Source organism: Mitsuaria sp. BK041 (assembly GCF_014193085.1).
Taxonomy (GTDB): domain Bacteria; phylum Pseudomonadota; class Gammaproteobacteria; order Burkholderiales; family Burkholderiaceae_C; genus Roseateles.
This window is the reverse complement of sequence record NZ_JACHYT010000001.1, coordinates 3,154,124-3,176,969: the sequence shown is the minus strand read 5'-3', so window position 1 is coordinate 3,176,969 and position 22,846 is coordinate 3,154,124. Positions and strand designations below refer to the sequence as shown.

20 protein-coding genes are annotated in these 22,846 nt (G+C 73.2%); 9 read left to right on the top strand and 11 right to left on the bottom strand.

Annotated elements, in window-relative coordinates; translation table 11 throughout:
* Positions 1-30: 30 nt before the first annotated feature.
* The 11 genes from cpaB to FHT38_RS13360 form a co-directional block, all read right to left on the bottom strand.
* The gene (gene cpaB, locus FHT38_RS13410) at positions 31-900 is read right to left on the bottom strand and encodes a Flp pilus assembly protein CpaB (RefSeq protein ID WP_183480472.1); all 870 of its coding nucleotides are present in this window, start codon (positions 898-900) and stop codon (positions 31-33) included.
* A complete protein-coding gene (locus FHT38_RS13405) occupies positions 897-2,279 on the bottom strand; it encodes an ATP-binding protein (RefSeq protein ID WP_183492073.1) in 1,383 nt (460 codons plus the stop codon). The genes cpaB and FHT38_RS13405 overlap by 4 nt, the downstream gene beginning before the upstream one ends.
* A gap of 14 nt (positions 2,280-2,293) precedes the next feature.
* The gene (locus FHT38_RS13400; RefSeq protein ID WP_183492072.1) at positions 2,294-2,851 is read right to left on the bottom strand and encodes a prepilin peptidase; all 558 of its coding nucleotides are present in this window, start codon (positions 2,849-2,851) and stop codon (positions 2,294-2,296) included.
* 13 nt (positions 2,852-2,864) lie between these two features.
* Entirely contained in the window at positions 2,865-3,044 is a 180-nt protein-coding gene (locus FHT38_RS13395) for a Flp family type IVb pilin (RefSeq protein ID WP_091733081.1), read from the bottom strand.
* Between the two features lie 103 nt (positions 3,045-3,147).
* The gene (locus FHT38_RS13390; protein ID WP_091733084.1) at positions 3,148-3,345 is read right to left on the bottom strand and encodes a Flp family type IVb pilin; all 198 of its coding nucleotides are present in this window, start codon (positions 3,343-3,345) and stop codon (positions 3,148-3,150) included.
* Positions 3,346-3,465: 120 nt separating this feature from the next.
* Positions 3,466-3,666: a Flp family type IVb pilin gene (locus FHT38_RS13385; RefSeq protein ID WP_183480464.1), complete on the bottom strand. Its 201-nt coding sequence runs from the start codon at positions 3,664-3,666 to the stop codon at positions 3,466-3,468.
* A 10-nt stretch (positions 3,667-3,676) separates the two neighbouring features.
* Entirely contained in the window at positions 3,677-4,237 is a 561-nt protein-coding gene (locus FHT38_RS13380; RefSeq protein ID WP_183492071.1) for a response regulator transcription factor, read from the bottom strand.
* 99 nt (positions 4,238-4,336) lie between these two features.
* Positions 4,337-4,969 (bottom strand): isoprenylcysteine carboxylmethyltransferase family protein, encoded by a 633-nt coding sequence (locus FHT38_RS13375; protein WP_091733091.1) that lies wholly within the window; start codon positions 4,967-4,969, stop codon positions 4,337-4,339.
* Positions 4,966-6,015 (bottom strand): phosphatase PAP2 family protein, encoded by a 1,050-nt coding sequence (locus FHT38_RS13370; RefSeq protein WP_183492070.1) that lies wholly within the window; start codon positions 6,013-6,015, stop codon positions 4,966-4,968. The genes FHT38_RS13375 and FHT38_RS13370 overlap by 4 nt, the downstream gene beginning before the upstream one ends.
* 86 nt (positions 6,016-6,101) lie before the next feature.
* The gene (locus tag FHT38_RS13365) at positions 6,102-6,839 is read right to left on the bottom strand and encodes a response regulator transcription factor (RefSeq protein WP_091733099.1); all 738 of its coding nucleotides are present in this window, start codon (positions 6,837-6,839) and stop codon (positions 6,102-6,104) included.
* 58 nt (positions 6,840-6,897) lie between these two features.
* Positions 6,898-8,505, bottom strand: coding sequence for a sensor histidine kinase (locus FHT38_RS13360; RefSeq protein ID WP_183492069.1), 1,608 nt, complete (start codon positions 8,503-8,505; stop codon positions 6,898-6,900).
* A gap of 452 nt (positions 8,506-8,957) precedes the next feature.
* Between FHT38_RS13360 and orn the strand changes: the two genes are divergently transcribed.
* From orn to FHT38_RS13315, 9 genes are all read left to right on the top strand, one after another.
* Positions 8,958-9,524 (top strand): oligoribonuclease, encoded by a 567-nt coding sequence (gene orn / locus FHT38_RS13355; protein WP_091733105.1) that lies wholly within the window; start codon positions 8,958-8,960, stop codon positions 9,522-9,524.
* A 62-nt stretch (positions 9,525-9,586) separates the two neighbouring features.
* A complete protein-coding gene (locus FHT38_RS13350) occupies positions 9,587-11,611 on the top strand; it encodes a chorismate-binding protein (RefSeq protein ID WP_183492068.1) in 2,025 nt (674 codons plus the stop codon).
* Positions 11,556-13,973 (top strand): hypothetical protein, encoded by a 2,418-nt coding sequence (locus tag FHT38_RS13345; protein WP_183492067.1) that lies wholly within the window; start codon positions 11,556-11,558, stop codon positions 13,971-13,973. The genes FHT38_RS13350 and FHT38_RS13345 overlap by 56 nt, the downstream gene beginning before the upstream one ends.
* A 478-nt stretch (positions 13,974-14,451) precedes the next feature.
* The gene (locus FHT38_RS13340) at positions 14,452-16,410 is read left to right on the top strand and encodes a DEAD/DEAH box helicase (protein ID WP_255488680.1); all 1,959 of its coding nucleotides are present in this window, start codon (positions 14,452-14,454) and stop codon (positions 16,408-16,410) included.
* 36 nt (positions 16,411-16,446) lie between these two features.
* On the top strand, positions 16,447-17,166 hold the full coding sequence (locus FHT38_RS13335; RefSeq protein WP_183492066.1) for a cold shock and DUF1294 domain-containing protein: 720 nt from the start codon (positions 16,447-16,449) through the stop codon (positions 17,164-17,166).
* Positions 17,166-17,684 (top strand): GNAT family N-acetyltransferase, encoded by a 519-nt coding sequence (locus FHT38_RS13330; protein WP_183492065.1) that lies wholly within the window; start codon positions 17,166-17,168, stop codon positions 17,682-17,684. The genes FHT38_RS13335 and FHT38_RS13330 overlap by 1 nt, the downstream gene beginning before the upstream one ends.
* A gap of 22 nt (positions 17,685-17,706) precedes the next feature.
* Positions 17,707-19,233 carry a hypothetical protein gene (locus tag FHT38_RS13325; protein ID WP_183492064.1) on the top strand — a complete coding sequence of 509 codons (1,527 nt, stop codon included), beginning with the start codon at positions 17,707-17,709 and terminating at the stop codon, positions 19,231-19,233.
* A complete protein-coding gene (locus FHT38_RS13320) occupies positions 19,230-19,943 on the top strand; it encodes a hypothetical protein (RefSeq protein WP_254783565.1) in 714 nt (237 codons plus the stop codon). The genes FHT38_RS13325 and FHT38_RS13320 overlap by 4 nt, the downstream gene beginning before the upstream one ends.
* Positions 19,943-22,762, top strand: coding sequence for an ATP-binding protein (locus FHT38_RS13315; RefSeq protein WP_183492063.1), 2,820 nt, complete (start codon positions 19,943-19,945; stop codon positions 22,760-22,762). Before FHT38_RS13320 ends, FHT38_RS13315 begins: the two co-directional genes overlap by 1 nt.
* Positions 22,763-22,846 lie beyond the last annotated feature (84 nt).

Sequence of the window (22,846 nt, the reverse complement as noted above, 5' to 3'; positions counted from 1 at the left end):
CTGTGAGATCTCGGGGTGCGCTCGGGCCGGTCAGAAGCACTCGGTGACCTTGTCCAGGCCGCGGATCAATTCGACGCAGCCGGCGCGGTGCGAGGCGAGCACGGGGGCCGCGGCCGGCGTGGCCGGCGCCACGCGGCGCGGCGCGGGCTTCGCCGGGGCGGGGACGGGCGCCGGCGGCGGCGCTTCCAGCCGCGCCTGCAGGCCCAGCAGCGCCGCCTTGGTGGCGCCGTTGCCGTTGCCGGCGGACTTCGGATCGGTCTGGTTGCGCAGCACCAGCGACAGGTTGCCGACGCTGCGCGCCAGGTCCAGCAGCTCGGCCTCGTCGGGCGAGACCTCCAGCGTGACCGCGTTGACGACCTTGGGCCGGGTGGTGTCGCGGTCGGCCTCCTGCGCGACGGCCAGCACCAGGATGCGCTCCAGCACGATCTTGGAGATCGAGTGGTCGCGGTCGTTGCGCGCGCCGCCCTCGTCCTGCGTGTTCACCATCACGTCCACGTAGGTGCCGGGCAGCGCGAAGCCCGCGACGCCGACGACGTCGTTGACCCGCACCGTCATCGCGCGCTTGCCGGTGGGCACGACCGCGGACAGGCCGCCCTTGGTGCCGACCGGCGCCAGCCGCGCCTCGGTCAGCGGTTCGCCGCGCTGCATCGCCACCAGCACGACCCGGCCCTCGAGCGCGGCCGGATCCTCGAAGGCGCCGGCCGGCACGCTGCCCTGCGGCCAGTCGGCCATGCGCACCATCTCGCGGGAGATGCGGCCGCCCAGCTCGATGTCGGCGTTGGCGATCGCGATGCGCCCCTGGTTGCCGTTCTGGCCCTGCATCCAGCGCGCGGCCATGACGACCGCGGCCAGACCGGCGATCGCGGCGATGAAGAGCATCAACAGGCCTCGGGATCTCATGGCTGCCTCCTGGACGGATCGGCGGTGGCGGAAGCGGCGGCGCCGGCCGCCGGGGCGGCGTCGCCGAAGTGGGTGCGCCAGGCCCAGTCGAGCAGGCCGGCGTCGAGCGAGGGCTCGACCTCGAGATAACGCGCGCGACTGGCGACGAGCCGCAGCAGGTCGCGCGGATGGCAGGCCAGCAGCGGCCGGCCGTGGCGCGGATGCAGCCGCTCGAGCAGGTGCGCGAGGCCGGCGGCGTCGAAAGGCACGCCCTCGTCGGCGCAGGCGTCCTCGAAGATGCGGGCGTAGGCCGGGGCGTCGACGGGACCGACCTCGATCTTGTGGCCGATGCGACGCAGGAAGGCGTCGTCCAGGTCGCGCGGCGACAGGTTGGAGGAGAACACCAGCATCAGCTCGAAGGGCACGGTGAAGCGGGCGCCCTGGCGCAGCGTGAGGTGGTCGTGGCGGCGCTCCATCGGCACGATCCAGCGGTTCATCAGCTCGCGCGGCGTGACGCGCTGCCGGCCGAGGTCGTCGACGATGAACAGGCCGTTGTTGGCCTTCAGGTGCGGCGGCGCCTCGTAGTAGCCGGCGCGCGGGTCGAAGCCCAGGTCCAGCATCTCCAGCGTCAGTTCGCCGCCGCAGGCGACCACGGGGCGCTCGCACAGCATCCAGCGGGCGTCGGCGCGCTGGCGGCTGTCCAGGCCGCCGCGCGTCCCGCTCGTGCCCGGGTCGGCGCTCACCGGCCGGTGGCACAGCGGGTCGAAGACGCGGATCACCTCGTCCTGCACGCTGATCGCGTGCGGCACCGCGACCGGGCCGGGCAGCAGCCGGGCCAGGCCGCGCGCGATGTAGGTCTTGCCCGAGCCGGCCGGGCCGTGCAGCAGCATCGGCCGAGCCGCGTTCATCGCGGTGCCCAGCCGGTCGACGAGCTCGTCGGCCAGCACCACGCCGGCGAAGGCCGCGCGCGCGCCGCGCAGCGTCACCGGATGCCGGTCGGCGGCCTGGGCCCGCACGCGTGCCGCGTAGGCCTCGGCCGGCACCGGCGCCGGGCCGAGGTAGGCGCTGCGCGAGAACGCATCCAGCGCGCGCGCCCGCCCGGCGAGCGTCAGCTCGAACTCGACGTCCGCTTCGTTCTGGCCGCGGCGCGTGACCTCGAGCAGGCCGTCGCGGCGCATCGCCTGGCAGAGCGTGTCCACGAGCGCGCCGCCCAGGCACAGGCGCGTGCCGAGCTCGACCAGGCGCCCGGTGCCGCCCTGCAGCAGGGTCTTGGCCAGCAGGTCCGTGAGGAAGCCGGTGGACAGGCCGGTGTCCTCGAGGGTCTGCGGCGCGGCGGGCAGGCTGCCGGCGCTGGCCGCGCCACGGGGCGCCGGCGCGTGGGGGAACTGGAGGAGGTGCATGGGGGCCGTCCGTCCTAGATCAGCGGTGGCGCGACCAGCGCGGCGGCGGTGCCCATCGCGATCGCGACGGCGTAGGGCAGTCGCGCGGCGGTGCGCGCCAGCGGGGTGGGGTTCGGCATGCCGCGCGGGTGTTCAGCGAGGTGGGCGCGCAGGTTGGCCATCACCCGGGTGAGCACGCTCGCGTCGCGCAGCAAGAAGAGCGAGAGCAGGCCGCCGGCCAGCAGCGTGTAGACGAACGCGGTGGTCACCGCGCTCGCGCCGAGGAAGGCGCCGACGACGGCGACCAGCTTGACGTCCGCGCCGCCGGTGGCGCGCAGCAGGTACATCGGCAGCATCAGCGCCAGGCCGGTGAGGGCGCCGGCCAGCGGCGACCACCAGCGCGCGCCGGCCAATGCAGGGAGACCGGCCGCCGTGGCCGCGCCATGCAGGCCCAGCGCCAGCGCGGCGCCCATGGCCAGCCAGCGGTTGCCCACCCGGCGCGTGCGCAGGTCGCTGCGCGCCGCCCCGCCCAGCACGAGGGCGAGCGCGGCCAGCGATGCAAACAGCAGCGGGGTGGGCACCGGGGACGACATGGCGGCGGTCCGGTCAGAGCGCGGCGGTGATGGCCGCGGAGATGGCCGTGAACACGGCCTCGAGCTTGGACCCGACGATGGTCACGGACGCGATGATGAAGACGGCGATCAGCGCGGCGATCAGGCCGTACTCGATCGCGGTGACGGCCTCGTCGTCGCGGGCCAGGGCATCCAGGCGGTGCAGCAGGTTCATGGTGGCTCTCCTCGGGGTGGTGGTCAGGGGAAGGTCGGGGGGCGGTGGGCGTCGATCGCGAGGGGCGCGGCCGGCATGGGCCGGCGCGGCCGCGCCGTCGCGGTCACAGCGCGGTGGTCAGCGCGGTCGAGATGGCGGTGAACACGGCCGCGAGCTTGGAGCCGACGATCGTGACCGACGCGATGATGAAGACTGCGATCAAGGCCGCGATCAGGCCGTACTCGATCGCGGTGACGGCCTCGTCGTCCTGGCCGAACTGCTTCAGGGCGCGGGTGGCCTTGGCGATGGGGAGGAGTTGCATGATGAAGTTCCTTCAAGTGGGGAGGAAAGGAGATCCATCGGGGTCGGATCCATACCCTGCCGGCCTGTTGGGGAGGACGCCGGCCGGCGAGGCGCGTCTTCGTTCCTGTGCGTGTTCATGTCAGAGCGCGGCCACCACGGCCGACGACCAGTACTGGTACAGCGCCGCCAGCGACGAGCCCGTCAGCGTCAGCGCGCCCAGGATCGCCACCGCGATCAGCGCGGCGATCAGGCCGTACTCGATCGCCGTGGCGGCGCGCTGGTCGCGCATCAGCGCGGTGGCGATCGCGGCGGCGGGGATCGGGTGGCGGTGCGTGTCCATGGCGTTCACTCTAGGCATCGCGGTCGCGGCGCGCAGCGGAGGAAGGCGCCATCGCGCGGGGGGAGCTTGACCCTTGGCGGGGGGGAGTTTTGTCCTGGTCCGCGGCACCGGCGGACGCACCGTCGGCGGGCGAACCGAAGGCGCTGAGCGGCGCCGCGCCGGGGCGGCCGAGCCCGCCCAGCCGCACCAGCGTGCCGAGCAGCTCGGCGGCCGGCAGGTGCTTGGCGAGGAAGGCCTGCGCGCCCAGGCGCAGTGCGCGGTCGCGCGTGGCGTTGTCGTCGTGGCAGGTCAGCACCAGCACGCGGGACCGCGTCAGCAGCTGCGGTAACAGCGCCAGGCCGTCCTCGCCATTGAGGTCGACATCGACGACGACGACGTCGGGATGCAGCTGCCGCGCGGCGAGCAGCGCCTGCTCCCCGGTGGCCACCGCGCCCAGGCAGCGCAGCGTGCGCGGCGAGCAGGCGATGAGCCGCGAGAGGCCGTCGCGCACCGCCTGCTGGTCGTCGACCAGCAGGACGCCGAACGGGCCGGGCGGGGCCGGGACGACGGGGACGGTGGGCAGGGGGCTCATGGGAAGAATGCTAGGCAGCGGGGGCGTCGGGCGCGCGGGAGCTTGCGGGCGGGCGAGGGGGGAGATTCCTCCTTGGCGCGTGGCCCGGCGCGGCGCGGCTCAGTAGACGAAGGGGATCAGGCGCCACGGCACGCGGCGGCGGTAGGCGCGGTAGCCGGTTTGCGCGTCGTCGAGCACCGCTTCCTCGCGCCGCATGCGCACGACCTGCGCCACGTACAGCAGGGCCAGCACCGCGGCGTTGCGGGGCGAGGCATTGACGAGCAGGAAGCCGGCGTGGCCGATCAGGTAACCCAGGTAGATGGGATGACGCACCACCCGGTAGGGGCCGCGCACGACCAGGCCGCGCTGCGCCGGCAGCAGGCCGAAGGAGCGCCCCAGCGCGACCTTGGCCGAGAACTGCCACAGCAGGCCGGCGAGCTGGAGCGAGGCGCCCACCCATTCGGGCGCGTGGGCCTGCGTGCCGCTGGGCGTGAGCAGCGCGACGAAGCCGGTCGCGTAGAGCGTGGCGGCGATCGCGGGCAGCGACAGGTCGCGGCGCTCGGCGCGTCGCGCCAGCAGCACCAGCGCCAGCGTGTAGCTCTCGGAGACGATGAGCAGCAGCAGCGTGCCGCGCGACGGGTCCTGCCACCAGGCGTAGCCCCAGCGGGCCAGCACGAAGGCCAGCGCCAGCAGCGCGAAGCTGCGCAGCAGCCATTCGGTGAGGCGGCCCTCGATGTTCAACGGCTGGGTCATGGCGGACTCCCTGTCTGGTCATGGATCGGCGTGTCCCCGCGACGGCCGGGGCGAGGAGGCAGGGCTCGGTGCGGCGGCGGGGCCGGATGCGGCATCGCGGCGATGGCCAGCAGCGCGATGGCCACGCCGGCCAGGACGTCGACGAGGTAATGGCCGCCGAGCACCGGCGTCGCGGCCAGCATCAGCGCGTTCAGCGCGATCGCCGGCGCGGCCCAGCGCGTGCGCCACAGCGCATGCGCCAGCAGCACCGCCATGGCCGCGTGCAGCGAGGGCATCGAGATCAGGCCCTGCATCGACGCCAGCGCCAGCGTGCGCAGGCGGCCGTCGCGCAGCGCCTCGAAGTGCCATTGGTCGGCCGACGCGGCCAGGCCGAGCTCGGGCCCGAAATGCTTGAACGCGCCCGCCGCCGGGATCGGTGCCGACAGCAGGATCACCGCCAGCGTCACCGCGACGTAGCGGCCCATGAAGCCGCGCAGCCGGTCGCCGTGACCGCCCAGGCCGAGGATCAGCACGACCGCCAGGATCTGCGGCAGCCCGCTGTCGTAGGCCGCCTGCAGCGCGCCGCCCATCCAGGCGGGCAACGCGGCCTGGCGCGCGCGCAGCACGCGCCAGTCCAGCCCGATCGCCGCGTCCCAGGCCACCAGCCGGGCATCGGTGAGCGGTGGTGCCAGGGCGATCAGCAGGTAGCTGAGGCAGGCCGCGGCGGCCTGGAACACGAGCAGCAGCAGCGCGCAGCGCAGCGTGACGGCAATGCGCGCGTCATGCCGGTAGCGCGGCAGCAGCAGCGGCGTGCCCAGCGAGGCCAAGGCCAGGGCCAGCACCGCGAGGTCGCGGCCGGCCAGGTGCCAGTCGCCGAGGACGATGCCGATCGCGTCGGCGGCGAGGGTCAGCGCCGTGAGCAGCGCGGCCAGGCGCAGCGGCTCGGCCAGGGGCGCGGTGGCGAACGGATCGTTGGCCGCCTGGCGGCGCAGCGTGGCGCGGGGCACGACCCGGCCGGACGGGCCGCGGGCGAGGGGGCCCGGAGACGGGCGGGGAAGGTGCGGCATGGCGGCCTCGGGACGCTGCGCGGGAGTGGGGAGACCATGGTCCGTTCCCGTGCCCGCGCGCGCCAGGGAGGCGCCGAGCCGGCCGCCTAGGACAATGCTCCCCCCGCCGCCCGGGCGGGTTCGCGGTCCAGGCCGTGCGCGGTCCCGTAGACGTGCAGCTCCAGCCGCCCGCGCACGCCCAGCTTGGCGTAGATCGTGGTGAGGTGGTTGCGCAGGGTGTGCTCGCTCATGCGCAGCGTGTCGGCCACCGACAGCAGCTTCGCGCCGGCCTGGCGCAGCAGCACGCCGATGATGTCGCGCTCGCGCGGCGTCAGGCTGGCGATGCGCTCGGCCTCGGGGTCGCGCGGCGCCGCCGCCCGCGGCGCGCCGTCGGTGAGCAGTCCCAGCACCTCGCCCATCAGCGCGCGATGCAGCCAGACCTGACCCTCGCTGACGCACTCGATCGCGCGCAGGATGGTCGCCGCCGGCGCGGACTTGTGCACCACGCCGCGCGCACCGCGCATCACCGCGCCGCGGTGCAGGGCCGCGTCGTCGGCGCCGGTCAGCACCAGCACCTGCGCGTTGCCGCGCTGGCGCAGCGCGTCCATGGCCGCGGCCGCGTCCTGCCCGCCCAGGTCCAGGTCGAGCAGCAGCAGGTCGGCGCCAGGCAGGCCGTCGTGGCACAGCAGCTCGTCCAGCGTCGAGGCGCAGCCGACCATCTCCATGCGGGGCCGCGAGGCCTCGATGAGCTGGTTCAGTCCCCAGAGGGTGATCTGGTGGTCCTCGGCGACGAAGACCCGGATGGGGCGGGTCGCCAGGCCGGGGAGTGGGACGGTCACGGTCATCGGCGTTCTCCTTGTGAGGCTGTCGGACGCCGTCCTCCCCGGCGTCCGGAAAGCGGGGTCAGGTCGGGATCCGGAACAGCAGCTCGGTGTCGAGCCCGTCCCGGCGCGAGATCGTCAGCGAGCCGCCGAGTTCGGCGACGCGCTCATGCAGCGAATGCGGATGGAAGGCCGGCGCGGCGCGGCCGGTGACCGAGCCGCTGTCGTCGACGACGCGCAGCGTCACCGCGCCGTCCTCGCCGTGCAGCGCGATGCGCACATGCCGGGCCTGCGTGTGCTTGCGCACGTTGTTCAGGGTCTCGTTGAGCAGGTGGAACAGCGCGCCGGCCAGGGCGCGCGAGCTGGGCAGCGACTCGGGGCACTCGACCTCGACCTCGATGCCGAACAGCAGCGCGAAGCGTCGCGCCTGGCGCCGCACGGCCGGCACCAGCGCGTTGTCGCCGCCGCGCGCGCCGGTGCGCAGGCCCGAGATCAGCTCGCGCAGCGAGGCCACTTCGGCATTGACCAGCTCGGCCAGCGCGTCGACCTCGGCCCGCGCCGGGTTCTCGGCCGGGATGCGCATCGCGACGCACTCGACCGCGTACTTGAGGCCCAGGTAGGGCTGGATCGCGCTGTCGTGCAGGTCGCGCCCGATGCGCACGCGCTCGTGCGAGGCGCTCTCGTCCTGCAGCTGGTCCACCAGCGCGGCCTGCTCGATGACGCGCAGCAGCTCGGGCATCGCGTCGATCAGCGCGCGCAGGTCCTGGCGGTGGGCGCGCAGGCCCTGGTAGCCGATCACGATGTGGCCATGCTGGCGGTCGTAGCGCGTCAGCGGCGCGATGTGCAGGCCGGCGACGTCCAGCAGGCGGGCCAGTTCCTCCAGCGGCGCGACCAGGGTGCGCGGCGCGCGCGCGCCGGCGTGGACGCGGATGCGGGCGCGCGGATCCCACCAGCGCCGGGAGGTGAAGCTCAGCGCCTGCGTGCCGGTCTGCGCGAGCAGGCGCTCCAGCGCCTGGTGGACCTCGGGCCGGGCGCGGAAGCCGCCGTCCTCGCGGCTGGCGATCGCCGCCGGCGCGCCGATGCGGCTGGGCAGCACCAGCGCGAGCACGTCCGCCTGCGTGCCGTGGCGCAGGCGCTCGACCAGCTCGGCGCACAGCGGCTCCAGGCCGCGTCGGGGATCGAGGCCCGCTTCGATCTCGTCGATCAGCGCGATGCGGCGGTGCAGCGCGCGCATCGGGCGGGCCAGCAGCGCGGCGGCCGGGATCAGCACCAGCAGCAGGTATTGCGCGGCGCCGCCCAGGCGCTCGGCGGTCGGCAGCGGCGCGCGTCCGACGTCGGGATCGATGGCGATCGCCAGCGTGGCCACCGCGGCCAGCAGCAGGCCGTGGCCGACGCCGTAGCCGATGCTGGCCAGCACCACCGGATGGACCAGCGCCAGCATCAGCATCATGTTGCCCACGCTGAAGTGCCACATCATGGCGCAGGCCCAGGCCACGTCCAGCCAGTAGGCGGCCAGGCCCGGCACGAGTGGACGCTCGCGGGCGTCCGACCACATCAGCACGCCGGCCCAGGCGATGTAGACCAGCATCGTGAAGCCCGCGTCCAGGTCGATCGCCGGCTTGCTGGAGATCAGCAGCATGCTGCACATCAGCGCCGTGACCACCCGCAGGCCGGCGGAGAAGCGGCGCATTTCCGCCGACGGTCCGGCGACCGGCCGGGACGCACCCGGGGCAATGGCCGGCGCCCCGGCGGCGGGAGGCGGCGTGTCGGTGCCTCCCATGCCGCGGGCGCCGGAGGGCCCGGCGATCCCGGCCGTTCCGGCCGGGTCCAACGACTCGCGCATCATTGTTGTGATCCTCGGGCACTGCCGTGGTGGGCGGCGTGCCTGGAGGCAAGTCTGACATCGCTCGCGTACGCCGTACCCCCCGGGAACAGGGGCCCGGCGGGCGCGATCCGTCAAGGATGCGACGTTTTTCCGCGTGGCGACGGGCGTTGCGGCCGATCGCGATGCCGGTGCGAGCGAGTCGCCGCGCCGGCCGCCAAGGCTGCGACAATCCGCGCCATTCCCGACGGCCGACGGCCGGCGCCTGGCGCCGGTCCCCGTCGCCGCAAGACCCGACCCGACAAGACAAGGACATCGCCATGAGCGAGAACCCCGTGCTGCCGCTGAACGACCAGAACCTCATCTGGATCGACCTGGAGATGACCGGCCTGTTTCCGGACAAGGACCGCATCATCGAGATCGCCGTGGTGGTCACCGACGCGCAACTGACGGTGCGCGTCGAGGGCCCGGTCTTCGCCATCCACCAGTCCGACGCCACGCTGGACGGCATGGACGCCTGGAACAAGGGCACGCACGGCAAGAGCGGCCTGATCGACCGCGTCAAGGCGTCGACGATCGCCGAGGCCGATGCCGAGCAGCAGGTCATCGATTTCCTGAAGGCCTACGTGCCGGCCGGCAAGTCGCCGATGTGCGGCAACTCGATCTGCCAGGACCGCCGCTTCCTGGCCAACTACATGCCCAAGCTGGAAGACTTCTTCCACTACCGCAACCTGGACGTGTCCACGCTCAAGGAGCTGGCGCGCCGCTGGAAGCCGTCCGCGATGGAAGGCTTCAAGAAGGCCCAGAAGCACACCGCGCTGGCCGACATCCACGAATCCATCGACGAACTGATCCATTACCGCGAGCAGTTCCTGAAGCTGGACTGAGCGCCGCGACCGGCACTTCGACGCCCCGATGAGGAACGCGCCCGCGCGCGGCTGAGGCTCCGATGGACATCCCGCTCCGCCCCCAGGACCTGTGGGCGGCTTTCGACTTTCCGCGCCATCCGCTGGCACGCGAGGACGGCGAGCGCCTGCGCGGCGCCTTCCTCGTGCCGCCGGCGCAGCGGCTGATCGCGCACGACGCCGATCGGCTGCGCGCCGTGCTGCGCCTGGCGCATGCCGCGGCGCGCACCGGCGCGTGGGTGCTGGGCGGGCTGCGCTACGAGGCGGCGGGGGCGCTCGATCCGGTGCTGCGCACGCGGCCGGCCGGGGACGCGCCGCTGGCGGAATTCCACGTCTGGCAGGAGCCGCCCGCGCCGTGGCCGGAGGCGCTCGCCGCGGCGGGTGCCAGACGCGCGCATCCGATGACGGCGTGGCGCGACGCGCAGGCGGATGCTGACGAGCAGGCGCAGGTCGAGCGCATCCGCGAGTACATCCGCGCGGGCGACTGCTACCAGGTCAACCTGACGACGCGGCTCGAGGCGGAGACGGTCGGCGCCGACGAGGCTGACAAAGCCGGCGAAAACGACGAAAACGACTTCGATCCGGTCCTGCACTTCTTCGCGCTGCATGCGGCGCAGCCGGGCGGCTTCGCGCTGTTCCTGCGCACCGGCGAGGGCGGCGATCAGCACAGCGTCGCGAGCGTCTCGCCCGAGTTGTTCTTCGATTGGCGTCCGCTGCCCGAGGCGCCGCAGGCCAGCCACACCTGGCTGCTGTCGGCGCAGCCGATGAAGGGCACGGCGCCGCGCGGCCGCGACCGCGCCGGCGACGAGGCCGCGCAGGCCTATCTGCGCACCAGCGCCAAGGAGCGCGCCGAGAACCTCATGATCGTGGACCTGCTGCGCAATGACCTGTCGCGCGTGGCGGTGCCGGGCTCGGTGCGGGTGCCGCGGCTGTTCGAGCTGCACGCGCTGCCCACGGTCTGGCAGATGACCTCGACGATCAGCGCGGTCACCCGCGCCGGCCTCGCGCTGGACGAGGTGATGACGGCGCTTTTCCCCTGCGGCTCGATCACCGGCGCGCCCAAGAAGCGCGCGATGGAGGTCATCGACGAGCTCGAGCCCGGCCCGCGCGGCTGGTACTGCGGCGCGCTCGGGCTGCTGCAGCCCGGCGGGGCGGTGACCTTCAACGTGCCGATCCGCACCGTCGAGCAGGCGGGCCGCGCGCTGCGCTGCGGCGTGGGCAGCGGCATCACGCTCGATTCGCGGCCGCGGGACGAGATCGACGAGTGGCGCGCCAAGGCGCGCTTCCTGGCCCGCGCCCGCGCGCCCATCGAGGCGCTGGAGACGATGCGGCTCGAGGCCGGCGAATTCGCGCGCGCGCCGCGGCATCTGGCGCGCATGCAGCGCACGGCGCGTCACTTCGGACTGGCCTGGTCGGCGGACGCCGCGAAGGCGCGGCTGGTCGAGATCGCGCGGCGGCATCCGCATGGGTCCTGGCGCGTGCGGCTCACGCTGGCGCGCGATGGCGTGTTCACCGAGACGGTCCAGGCCTTGCCGGAGGCGCGCGTGGCCCGCGGGCCGGATGGGCCGGATGGGCCGGACGGGCCCGGCGAGGGGGACGACGGGTCGACGTCGAGGGAGCCGCTCGTGGTGGCGCTCGCGCGGGGCCCGATCGACACGCGCGGGCCCGACGCCGAATTCATCCAGCACAAGACGACGCGCCGCGAGGTGTACCAGGGCTTCCTGGACGCCAAGCCGGCGGACTGCTTCGACGTGCTGCTGTTCAACCGGGAGGGCGAGCTCACCGAGGGCTGCCTGACCAACCTCGCGCTGCAACGGGCGCCGGACGGGCCGTGGCTGACGCCGCGCGCCGAGGCCGGCCTGCTGCCCGGCACGCTGCGCGAGGAACTGCTGGAGCAAGGCCGGCTGCGCGAGGCGCGGCTGACCTTGCAGGATCTGCGGCGGGCGCATGCGCTCGCCATCTTCAACGGTGTCCGTGGCTGGCGCGAGGCGCGGCTGCGGCACGAGGACCTTCATGACGACGACAACCCAACGCCGCCGCCCGGCGGCGCGCAAGACCCGGGTGGGTGACGAGGCAGCGAGCCTGCCGGTGGCCGAAGCGGTGACCGATGCAGTGACCGATGCAGGCAACGAAGCGGCGACCGAAGCGGCCGCGCGGACCGAGCCCGGCGAGGCGGCCGAGGCCGTGACGCCCACGGTGCCCACCGAGCCGGCGACGCCGAAGCCCGCGCGCAAGCGCGCCTCCCGCGCGAAGGCGGGGACGGCCGCGCCGGTGACGACCGAGGCCGCGCCTGAGCTGGCGGCAGCTGCCGAGGCCGCGCCCGAAGCGGCGGCCGAGCCGGCCGCCCCTGTGCCCACGCCGAAGAAGCGACCGGCCCGCAAGCGCGCGACCGCCGCCGAGGTCCATGCCGACACCGAAGCTTCGACCGAGGCTGTGGCTCCGACCGAGGCCGCAGCCTCGGCCGAGACCGAAGCCTCGACTGAATCCGAAGCTTCGACTGAGGCCGACGCTTCGACTGAAGTCGAAGTCGTGGCCACGGAGAGCGGCGAGAGCGCCACTCTCCGCAAGGGCCGTCGCAAGCCGAAGGTCGAGCCTGCGGTCGAGGCGGCCCCCGCGGTCCCGGCCGAGCCGCCGCGCTTCACACTTGGCGCGCGCGAGGACGACGGCGTGTTCGGCGACTACGAGCTGCGCGACGGCCTGACCGGCGGGACCTGCCGGCTGCGCCTGCTGGGCCGCCAGACCTGGCGCTGCGACTGCGCCGGCTATCGCGACCAGGGCAGCTGCGAGCATGGCGAGCATCTGCTGGCGCTGTTCGATGTCGCCCAGCAGGAGGCGCTCGACGCCGGCTGGCCCGCGCGCGAGGCCGAGGTCTGGCTGGTGCCCGGGCCGCAGCGGCGGCTGCAGTGGGTCTGCGGTCGCGAGGTCCCCGATCGCCTGCGCGAGCAGGACGGCCTGGACGAGCAACTGCGCCGCTCCGCTGAGGGCGCTCATGCCTGGCTGCAGGAACTGCTGAGCGAAGCGCGGTCGCTGGGCGTCGTGCTGCGCGTGGACGCGCCGGTGTGGCCGCAGCTGGCCTGCGGTCGCGACGCCCAGGCGCGGGTGCAGCGGATCGAGGCCGCGATGGCCGACGGCGCGGCGATGCGCGCGCTGCTGCGCGACGAGTTGCCGGTCCATGCCTGGGAGGCGGCGCTGTTCGCCGTCTGCGCCGGCCGTGCGCTCGTGGCCGACGACCTCGGACTGGGGCAGCGCGGCGCGGCCATCGCCGCGATCCGGCTGTGGGGCGAGTGCTTCGGCGTGAAGCCCGCTGTCGTCATCGCCCCGGAGGCGGCCCACGCCGCCTGGCGGCGCGACCTGACGCGCTGGCTGGGCGACGAGGCGAAGTCGGTGATCGTCGCCGCGACGCCGCCCGCGAAGCCGCAGGCGGCGCTGCTGGTCGTCGACGGCATTGAATCGGTCGAGCCGGAGCGCCTGACGGCGCTGCGCGCCGTGCCGGCCGCGCAGCTGCTGCTGATCGCGCACCAGGAGCCGCTGGCCGACGCGCGGCTGGTCGATTGGATCGACTGGCTCGACGACATGCGCCGCGGCCCGCTGGCGCGCCTGCGCGCACTGCCCGAGGACGCCGGCAAGAAGCTCAAGCGCGAGGCGCTCGAGTCGGTGCTGCTCTCGCGCCGCAAGCGCGAACTGGCGGACCAGTTGCCCGCCGCGCTGCTCTCGCCGATGTGGCTCGACGGCGCCGGCGCGAACGGCGCCAGCCTGCCGGCCGCGCCGCTGAAGCAGCTGCGCCAGCTGATCGAGCGCTGGACCGCGCTGCGTTTCCTGTCCAGTGCCGAGCAGCAGCAGTTGCTGGAGGCCCTGTCGCTGCTGCCGCCGGCGTCCCGCCAGGCGCTGGCGGCCAAGGCCGAGGCGGTGCTCGCGCTGCGTCGCGAATGGATCCAGGGCGCCGTGCCGGCGGCCGCGCGGCTGGTGGTCTGCGCGCGCTCGGAGACGCTGCTGGACAGCTTGTCGATGTCGCCCCAGTTGCGGCGCCTGCCGCCGCAGCGCCTGCGTGCCGGCGACGCCCCGGCGGCGCGCGCGGCCGCGCTGTCGGCCTGGCGCGGCGCCGAGGCCGGCGTGCTGCTGGCCAGCGACGACGCGCTCGGCAGCCTGCCGGGCGGCGCGCTGACCGAGGATCGCGTCGCCCTCGTGCATGCCGACCTGCCGTGGCAGCCGGCCGTGCTGGCGCATCGGGTGGAGGTCGTCTGCGGCGACGAGGCCTGCGGCGTGCCGGCGGCGCTGCTGCTGATCGAGGACTCGCTCGACGCCGCCGTGCTGCGCGCGCAGCGCGACGGCGTGAGCTTCCCCGACTGGCTGGACGCCGCGCCGGCTTGGCTGGAGGGCGACCAGCTCGACGCGCTGATGGCCGTGCTGCCGACACTGCTCGAAGGCCTCTGAAACAGCGGCATGAACCAGCGCCGTGGGGCGCTGATCAAATGGTGCTAGGTGAAAACCCGAAACGTCGCTATACTCTCGGGCTTCACCGTTTCAGACGGTGCTTCGTACGTCTCCTCTGACCTCTTGCAGACCGCTGCGCCGGCCATCCCGACGGATGCCCACGCAGGCTCCGGATCTCCTCCGGAGCGGTTTCCCGCCACGGGAAGCGCGCCCTGCATGCCCTCGGGTTCGGTCGGCGGCGATGCCGTCGCTTTGACTGTTCCCCGGCGCCTCACCAGGCCCTTCCACCCGCTCGTGGGCTGCTTCGGCGGCCGCGCTGCGCGTGTCTCTCTTGCCTGGTGATCGACGCGAGCTTTCTCCCAGCGACATCACGGTCCTGCCGCGATCCGATCGAGATCGCATGACAGGCCATAGCGCGCCAGCGCGGACGCCGTCCTTCGGCGTCGGTGGCGGCGCGTGCCTTTGGATTGCAAGACAGATGAGTTTCGACCACGACATGAACGCCGACGCCCAGAACCAGAACGACGAGCTCGACTCCCAGATCGAAGCCGGCGAACTCGGCAACGACGCGGAAACGAGCGGCACGCCGTTCTCCGCCCTGGGCCTGCACGACGCGCTGCTGCGCGCCGTCAAGGACTCCGGCTACGAAAACGCCACCGAGGTGCAGGCCCAGGCGATTCCCCCCGCGCTGACCGGCGCGGACCTGATGGTGTCCTCGCGCACCGGCTCGGGCAAGACCGCCTCGTTCATCCTGCCCGCGCTGCAGCAGGTGCTGACCGCCCGCGCCGAGCGCGCCGCCGGCAGCAAGACCAAGACCATCGGCCCGCGCGTGCTGGTGCTGGCCCCGACGCGCGAACTGGCGATGCAGGTCGCCAAGTCCGCGATGACCTACGGCCGCCACATCCAGGGCCTGCGCGTGGCCACCGTGCTGGGCGGCATGCCCTACGCCCACCAGCTGCGCGCGCTCAGCGGCCACCTGGACATCCTGATCGCCACCCCGGGCCGCCTGCTCGACCACATCAACAGCGGCCGCTGCAAGCTCGAGAACGTGACGATGTTCGTGCTCGACGAGGCCGACCGCATGCTGGACATGGGCTTCATCGACGACATCAACTTCGTCGCCGAGCAGATCCCCGCCACCCGCCAGACGCTGATGTACAGCGCGACCTTCGCCGGCAACACCGGCCGCCTTGCGGCCCAGCTGATGAAGGACCCGCAGCGCATCGACGTGTCGGGCCACACCGAGACTCACGAGAACATCGAGCAGCGCCTGCACTGGGCCGACAACGGCATGCACAAGCGCAAGCTGCTGGAGCACATCCTGGGCGAGCGCGACGTCGACCAGGCGGTGGTCTTCACCAGCACCCAGCAGGACACCGAGTGGCTGGCCGAGCAGCTGGAGGCCATCGGCCATCGCGTCGCCGCGCTGCACGGCGGCATGCCGCAGGGCAAGCGCAACCGCACGCTGATGGCGCTGCGCCGCCGCGACCTGCGCGTGCTGGTCGCCACCGACGTGGCCGCCCGCGGCATCGACGTCCCGACCATCTCGCACGTCATCAATTTCGGCCTGCCGATGAAGGCCGAGGACTACGTCCACCGCATCGGCCGCACCGGCCGCGCCGGCCGCTCCGGCATCGCGGTGACGCTGGCCGAGCGCGGCGACATCTCGATGATCAAGCGCATCCAGCAGTTCACGACGCAGCAGATCCCGGTCTCGCGCATCGAAGGCCTGGAGCCGCGCAACGAAGAGCCGCGCATCTTCCCGTCGCGCCCCGGTTTCGACCGCGGTGACCGTGGCGGCTTCCGCGGCAACGACCGTGGCGGCTTCGGCGGCGGTCGCGGTGGCTACGGCCGTCCGCAGGGCGGTGGCTTCCGTGGCAACGACCGCGGTGGTTTCGGCGGCGGCGACAACCGCTTCGACAACAGCGCCCGCTTCGAGCGTCCGGAAGGCCGCCCGGCCTTCGGCGAGCGTCGTGAAGGCGGCCAGGGCGGCTTCGGCGGTGGCAACCGTTTCGAGCGTCCGCAAGGCGGCGACCGTCCGCGTTTCGGTGACCGCCCGCAGGGCGACCGTCCCTTCGGCGACCGCCCGCGTTTCGGCGATCGTCCGCAGCGCGACGGCCAGGGCTTCGGCGGCGGCAACCGCTTCGAGCGTCGCGACGGTCAGGTCCAGGACCGTCCGCAGCGTGACTTCGGCGGCCCGCGTGGCGGCCAGGGCGGCAACGGCGGCGGCTTCGAGCAGCGCCGTGGCGGCTTCGATCCGCGCTTCGATCGTTCGGCCGAGAACAACGACCGTTACGGCCCGCGCGCCGAGCGCCCGGCCTTCAAGGGCAACGAAGGCTTCGAAGGCCGTCCGGCCAAGCCGGCCTTCAAGGGGCCGCGCCAAGGCGGCGACGACCGCGGCGGCTTCGTCAAGAAGGGCCCGCGCAAGGGCTACTGAGCCCTCGCGGCTCGGACTGAAGGGGAACGCTGAGGGATGCGCGTCGAGGGTCGGATCGTCCAGTGGGATGACGCGAAGGGCTACGGCTTCATCGCGCCGTCCGACGGCGGCCCGAAGCGCTTCGTGCACATCAGCGCCTTCGGCCTGCGCGCCCGCCGGCCCTTTGTCGGCGAGCGCGTGAGCTACCAGCCCGGCGCCGACGCGCAGGGCAAGCCCCGCGCGCTCGAGGTCAAGAGCCTCGAGCCCAAGCCGGCCCCCGCCGGCCCGGCGCCACGCCCGGGCGGCGCGGCCCGGCCGCGCGACCGGTCGCAGCCGCTGCGCGGCGCGGCCCCATCCCCCAAGCAATCCGCCGACACCGGTGCCTCGCTCTGGCTGGTGCCGGGATTCGCCACGCTGGTGCTGCTCACGCACCTGGCCTGGCCGCTGCCGCGTGGGCTGTGGGGCACCTATGTCGCGATGAGCTTCGCGACCTTCATCGTCTACGCGCTGGACAAGCGTGCCGCCCGGCTGGGCCAGTGGCGCGTCAAGGAGTCCACGCTGCATGGGCTCGCGCTGTTGTGCGGCTGGCCCGGCGCGCTGCTGGCCCAGCACCTGCTTCGCCATAAGAGCGCCAAGCCGGGCTTCCGGCGGGTGTTCTGGTTGAGCGTCGCGCTCAACATCCTGGCCTTCGTTTGTCTCTTCACGCCGCTGCTGTCGCCTTTCTTCTCGGGGATCTCCGACCACTGGAACGCGCGATCGGCCGGCGACTTCGTTTGATGCTGCAGTTGAAAGTGATCGGCACGGCGGACCTTCCCGCCGTGCTCGCCTTGCAGGCCCAGTGTTATGGGCCCGAGTTCCTGGAAAGCGCCGAGGCCTTCGAGGCCAAGCTGCGCGCGGCGCGCCACCTGCACTGCTCCTACCTGGCCGTCGAGGCCGGCGAGCCGCTGGCCTATGTCGTCAGCCTGCCGGTGGACGACGGGCAACTGCCGGCCCTCGATGCGCAGGAGGTCGCGCCCGCGCGCGCGCCGCGCACGCTGTACCTGCACGACCTGGCGGTGTCGCCGGCGGGGCGCTCGCGGCAATTGGGCCGCAAGCTGTTGCGGCAGGTGGTGAACCGCGCGCAGGACATGGGCCTGGCGCAGATCGCGCTGGTGGCGGTGCAGGGCTCGCGCGAGTATTGGCAGCGCCAGGGTTTCGCCGCCGCGGACGCGCCTTCGGGCTCCGCGCTGGCGCAGAAACTGGCCAGCTTCGGCCCCGGGGCGACCCTGATGCGAAGGGCGCTCGGACCCGTCTGAGGGGGCGCGATAATCCCGCCCCATGACCCTGACCCCGGGAGGCGCGGACGACGCTCTGCGCGACGATCTCCCCGAACCCTCTTTCGAAGACCATTTCCGCGAAGGCCAGCTCCCGCAGGACTCCCTCCTGTGGTGGCAGCTGGAACGCAACGAGGCCCTGCTGGCCGCGCAGCGCGCGCTGTTCCACGGCCCGTCCACGCTGGTGCGGCTGCGCGTCTGGGTGTTCATCGAGCTGATGAGCCTGCCGCACTCGCGGCTCTCTCGCGACGACCTGAACCGCCATTTCCACCTGCTGCGCGACGAGGCGCTGGAGCTGGTGCTCAAGCGCCTGCGCGACGCGCAGCTGCTGGCCTGGGACGCGTCCAACCAGCAGTACGGCGTGACGCCGCTGGCGCAGCAGCTGATGGCGATGGTCTCGCCGCTGACGCAGGGCCAGGCCGCCGACGAGGACGGCGACCTGGCCGGCCTGCTCGCCAACGTGGCGGGCGCGCAGCAGCTCGGCACGCTGGAGCCGGCGCAGCTGCAGCATCTGCTGGCCCAGCTCTCGCGGCTCTACAACGAGTTCGCCGACGCGATCGCCTCGGGCTCCGAGTTCCATCTGCGCCGCGCGCGCATGCGCTTCGAGCGCGCGCTCAAGCTGGTCGAGCGCGCCAGCGAGGCGCTGTCCGCGATCATCCGGCAGGCCGAGAACGACGGCAACGCGCGCCTGGAGCGCCTGGCGCGCGAGCTCGGCCTGGCGCAGGCGCGGCTGCTGGCGATGGCCAGCCAGTTCAACCGCGCGCTGCAGCAGGCCGACCGCCAGCGGGTGACGCTGGGCTCCACCGGCATCACGACGACCGACGTGCGGCGCTGGCTGCAGGAGGTCCCGTTCCTGGAAAACCTGGCGCTGGGCGCGCTGTCTCGGCCGGTGCATCCGGTCTTCGTCGCGCAGCATGAACTGCTGGACGGCTGCGAGGCCGAGTTCGAGCGCGACCGGCCGGTGCCGCCGACGCCCGAGCCGCTGCCCAGCGGCCTGGCCGCGCCCCCGGGCGAGCTGGCCGTGATGAGCCTGCCGCCCGAGATGGGCCAGTTGCAGGCGCTGCTGGGCCGCTGGAGCGGCGACAGCGTGCAGCTCAACGACCTGCGGCCGGCGGTGCTGGGCGGCAGCTACGCCCGCGCCGCCTACCGCGCGCAGCTGCTGCCGCTTCTGGGCGACCCGCAGGCGCAGCATCTGGCCGGCGCGACCGGCGACATGGCGCGCCAGCCCTGGCGGGTGCGCTGGTCCGCCGCGCAAGGCGAGATCGACGACGAATACGTCCGCTGGATGAGCCAGGGCGTGCTGCACTCGACGGAGGTGGAGCCGCCGGCCGAGCCCGAGCCCGAACCCAAGTGGCGCCCGCCCGAGGAAACGCCCAAGCGCGGCCGCCGCAAGGCCGCGGTCGCCGGCACCGAGAGCGCTGCGGCCGTTGCTACCGCCGAGGCGGCCGACACCGCCGCCAGCACCGTACCCGAACCTGCCGAACCTGCCGTCGACGCCAGCGTCGACGCCGAACCGCCTTCCCAGTCATGAGCAATCAACTCGACGACGCCGCCCAACTGGCGGCTCAACTGCTGGCGCGCCGCTGGCTACCGCGCAACCAGCCGCTGGTGCGCCGCGCGCTGATCGACCAGGAGCTCTGGCGCGCGGTCAACGAGCGCGTGGCCGCCGTGGGCCTGCGCGTGGTGGACAACGTCTACGCCGACCACATCACGCTGGCGATGCTGCGCCCGGCCGAGGTCGCCGTGTTCGGCGAGACCGGCTTGGCCTCCAACAACAACCTGGACCTGCCGCGCGACGGCGTGGCGCTGCTGGTGGTGGTGTGGGCGCTGATCGTGCTGCCCAAGCGCCAGCGCCAGCTCGCGCGCGCCGAGGAGGCCGCCGAGGGGCAGGGCGAGATGTTCGCCAAGGACAAGCCGCTGCCCAGCGCCGCGAGCAGCGCGCCGACGCTGTCCTACCGCAGCCTGCTGGCCGACTTCGGCAACCAGCTGGGCAAGAAGATGCGGCTGGACGCCAACCTCAAGCTGCTGGAGCGCCAGGGCTTCATCACCCGCAAGGGCGAGGACATCTGCGAGGGCCCGCTGCTGGACCTGCTGCTGGACTACGACACGCTGGCGCCGCGCATCCTGGACGGCGCGCTGGCCGACGTGCTGGCGCGCAGCACCGATGCGGAATCCGGCCCGATGCTGAATGCCATCCTGGCCGCCCGCCACAACGAAGAATCCGACCTGAGCGACGCCTGATGTTTCACCTGCAATCCCTGGAACTGCTGCACTGGGACTACTGCCGCCGCGTCTCGATGCCGCTGGACGGCAACATCATCACCATCGCCGGGCCCAACGGCTCGGGCAAGACCACGCTGCTGGATGCGATGCGGACGCTGCTGGGGCTGGAGTGCTCCGGCGGCCGCACCTACAAGACCTATGCCCGCCATGCCAACGCCGAGCACGCCTGGCTGCGCGCGCTGGTGGACAACCGCCCGCGCGGCCGCCAGAACAGCAGCCGCCCGTTCGCGAGCTCGCTGCTGTACGCGGACCAGGTGACGCTGGCCTGCCGCATCTCGCGCCAGGGCGGCGACTGGGTGCGCCGCTACATCCTGGTCGACGGCGTGCATGAGATCGAGGAGCTCGACACCAAGGCCGACAAGGACTGGCTGGGCATCGAGGCCTGGAAGAAGCGCCTGGAGGCCGCCGGCCTGACGCGCGCGATCGGCCGCGTGCTGGCGCTGGAGCAGGGCCAGACGGACCGCCTGTGCGAGCTCTCCTCCAAGGAACTGCTGCGGCTGGTGTTCGAGGTCTTCGGCGACCAGGAAGTGCTGGACCGCTACGAGCTGGCGCGCAACCACCAGCAGCAGCTGGTCAAGGAAGTCGAGCAGGCGCAGCACGAGCTGTCGCACGCGCAGGCGCAGCTGTCCGACCTGTCCAACCGCGTCAACAGCTACCAGCAGTACCAGCTGCGGCTCAAGGAGCGCGAGCGCCTGGCCACCGAGGTCGTGCCGGTGCTGCAGTGGAGCGAGCAGCGCCAGCGCACCGCGCAGCAGCTGCGCGAGCTGCACCGCCAGCGGCTGTTCGCGCGCTCCGACGAGCGCGGCATCAGCGACAAGCGCGCGCAGCTGCTGGCGCTGTTCAAGGCGCAGGAGGCGGCCAAGGACAAGCTGGCCGACCTGGAGCAGCAGCGCAAGGAAGCGCGCCAGGCCTTCGAGGCGGCGCGCGACGGCGAGCGCCCGATGGAGCAGCTCGCCAAGCGCGAGGACGACCTGAAGGCGCTGGCCGCGGTCGAGACCGATGGCGCGGCGTTGACGGCCAAGCTCGAGGAACTCGGCACGCGCCAGCATCAGCTGCGCGAGAGCTTCACGCGCCAGAACGACCAGCAGCGCAAGGCGCAGCAGGCGATGGACGAGCTGACCGGGCATCGCGTGCCGCCGCCGCCGGCGGAGGTCACGCGTTTTCGCAAGGCGCTGGACGAGGCCGGCATCGCGCACCACGTGCTGGCCGACGCGATCGACATCGCCGACGACGCGTGGCGCGCCGCGGCCGAGGGCTTCCTGCGGCCGTCGCGCTGGGTGGTGGTGCTGGCCCGCGCCAGCGACGAAAGCCAGGCCTACCGCATCGCCTCGCGCGAGCGCTACCGGCATTACGTGGTCGCCGACGGCGAGCATGCGCCGGCGGTGAGCCCGAAGGACAGCCTGCTGTCGGTGCTGAAGTTCAACGCCAAGGCGCCGGGCTGGCTGCTGCGGCAACTGGCCTCGATCCGCTGCGTCGCGGACACCGAGAAGGGCGCCCAGGCCGGCGGCGAATGGATCACCACCGAGGCCTACTACCGCGATGGCCGCGGCGGCCGCAGCTTGTGGGTCGAGCCGCGCGAGTACCAGTTCGGCGACTCCGCGCTCGATGCGCGGCGCGCCTCGCTGGACAAGGAGCTGACGCGCTACGACCTGGAGCTGTCCAAGCTCGCCAAGGAGCAGCTCGAGATCGAGCGCCAGCTCAAGGACGCGCAGCGCGCGGCGCAGGGCCACAAGGCGGCGCAGGAGCTGGTGGAGCGGGCCGAGGAATTTGCCGAGGCGCGGGCGCGGCTGCCGGGCCTGCGCCAGTCGCGCATCGAGGCGGCGACCCGCATGGCCGCGCTGGACCAGGAGCACGACCGGACCGTGGCCGCGGCCACCCGCACCGAGCGCGACTACGAGTCCGCCCAGGCCAGCCTCAAGGCCAGCGAGGACAACGTGCTGCGCGCCGAGCGCGACTGGGCCGGCAAGCGCGACGACCTGATCGCCACCGCCCGTGCCTCGCGCGAGGCGCGGACGAAGTTCCCCGCCGCCTGGGTGCATCCGATGCGGCTGCAGGCGCTGCGCGACGAGTTCGAGAACGCCAAGCAGGCGGAGATCGCCTCGCGCCACGTGCAGCAGGAACTGGACACCGGCGTGTGGGAGACCGATGCCGGCGTGCAGGAGCGCCATGCGCGGATGCAGGTCGCGGTGCTGGAGCAGACCACGCAGCTCGACGACCGCCGCGCGAGCAACGAGATGGCGCGCATCGCCGCGTTCAACGCGCGCGAGCGCTACATCGACGTGCTGCGCGCGACGGTGCGGCGCTACAAGAAGAATGTGCAGGAGCTGGGCGAGCTCGCCGGCGTGCATGCGCAGGCCGAGCTGCCTCACCTGGACAACGACGACACGGTGCTGGCGCAGGCCGGGCTGCACGTGAAGTTCAACTTCGACGGCAAGGGCGAGGTGGGCCTGAACGACGGCGAGGCCTCGGGCGGGCAGCAGGTGCTCAAGAGCCTGATCCTGCTGGTGGGGCTGATGAAGGACGACGACGCGCCGGGCGGCTTCGTCTTCATCGACGAGCCCTTCGCCCACCTGGACGTGCGCAACATCCAGCTGGTGGGCCACTTCCTGAAGAGCACGCGCGCGCAGTACCTGCTGACGACGCCGATCACGCACAACGTCGAGGTCTTCGAGCCCTCGGAGATCACGCTGGTGACCAGCAAGAAGCCGCGCGGCGAGCGCTGGGCGCCGCCGATCGCGGTGCTGGCGCGGCGGCCGGAGAAGTCGGTCTACGGCTGAGCGCGCGGGCGCGTCGGGCGACGCGGACCGGCCTGTCGACCACGACGGGGCCGGGCGCCCCGATTGCCCGCGCTGCGGCGTGTC

Coding starts and splice junctions, on each gene's coding strand:
- FHT38_RS13395 (WP_091733081.1), bottom strand. CDS start 3,044: ATGAACCTGCTGCACCGCCTGGATGCCCTGGCCCGCGACGACGAGGCC.
- FHT38_RS13315 (WP_183492063.1), top strand. CDS start 19,943: ATGTTTCACCTGCAATCCCTGGAACTGCTGCACTGGGACTACTGCCGC.
- FHT38_RS13325 (WP_183492064.1), top strand. CDS start 17,707: ATGACCCTGACCCCGGGAGGCGCGGACGACGCTCTGCGCGACGATCTC.
- FHT38_RS13340 (WP_255488680.1), top strand. CDS start 14,452: ATGAGTTTCGACCACGACATGAACGCCGACGCCCAGAACCAGAACGAC.
- FHT38_RS13335 (WP_183492066.1), top strand. CDS start 16,447: ATGCGCGTCGAGGGTCGGATCGTCCAGTGGGATGACGCGAAGGGCTAC.
- FHT38_RS13405 (WP_183492073.1), bottom strand. CDS start 2,279: ATGCACCTCCTCCAGTTCCCCCACGCGCCGGCGCCCCGTGGCGCGGCC.
- FHT38_RS13370 (WP_183492070.1), bottom strand. CDS start 6,015: ATGCCGCACCTTCCCCGCCCGTCTCCGGGCCCCCTCGCCCGCGGCCCG.
- orn (WP_091733105.1), top strand. CDS start 8,958: ATGAGCGAGAACCCCGTGCTGCCGCTGAACGACCAGAACCTCATCTGG.
- FHT38_RS13360 (WP_183492069.1), bottom strand. CDS start 8,505: ATGCGCCGCTTCTCCGCCGGCCTGCGGGTGGTCACGGCGCTGATGTGC.
- FHT38_RS13345 (WP_183492067.1), top strand. CDS start 11,556: ATGACGACGACAACCCAACGCCGCCGCCCGGCGGCGCGCAAGACCCGG.
- FHT38_RS13320 (WP_254783565.1), top strand. CDS start 19,230: ATGAGCAATCAACTCGACGACGCCGCCCAACTGGCGGCTCAACTGCTG.
- FHT38_RS13375 (WP_091733091.1), bottom strand. CDS start 4,969: ATGACCCAGCCGTTGAACATCGAGGGCCGCCTCACCGAATGGCTGCTG.
- FHT38_RS13380 (WP_183492071.1), bottom strand. CDS start 4,237: ATGAGCCCCCTGCCCACCGTCCCCGTCGTCCCGGCCCCGCCCGGCCCG.
- cpaB (WP_183480472.1), bottom strand. CDS start 900: ATGAGATCCCGAGGCCTGTTGATGCTCTTCATCGCCGCGATCGCCGGT.
- FHT38_RS13390 (WP_091733084.1), bottom strand. CDS start 3,345: ATGCAACTCCTCCCCATCGCCAAGGCCACCCGCGCCCTGAAGCAGTTC.
- FHT38_RS13365 (WP_091733099.1), bottom strand. CDS start 6,839: ATGACCGTGACCGTCCCACTCCCCGGCCTGGCGACCCGCCCCATCCGG.
- FHT38_RS13330 (WP_183492065.1), top strand. CDS start 17,166: ATGCTGCAGTTGAAAGTGATCGGCACGGCGGACCTTCCCGCCGTGCTC.
- FHT38_RS13400 (WP_183492072.1), bottom strand. CDS start 2,851: ATGTCGTCCCCGGTGCCCACCCCGCTGCTGTTTGCATCGCTGGCCGCG.
- FHT38_RS13350 (WP_183492068.1), top strand. CDS start 9,587: ATGGACATCCCGCTCCGCCCCCAGGACCTGTGGGCGGCTTTCGACTTT.
- FHT38_RS13385 (WP_183480464.1), bottom strand. CDS start 3,666: ATGGACACGCACCGCCACCCGATCCCCGCCGCCGCGATCGCCACCGCG.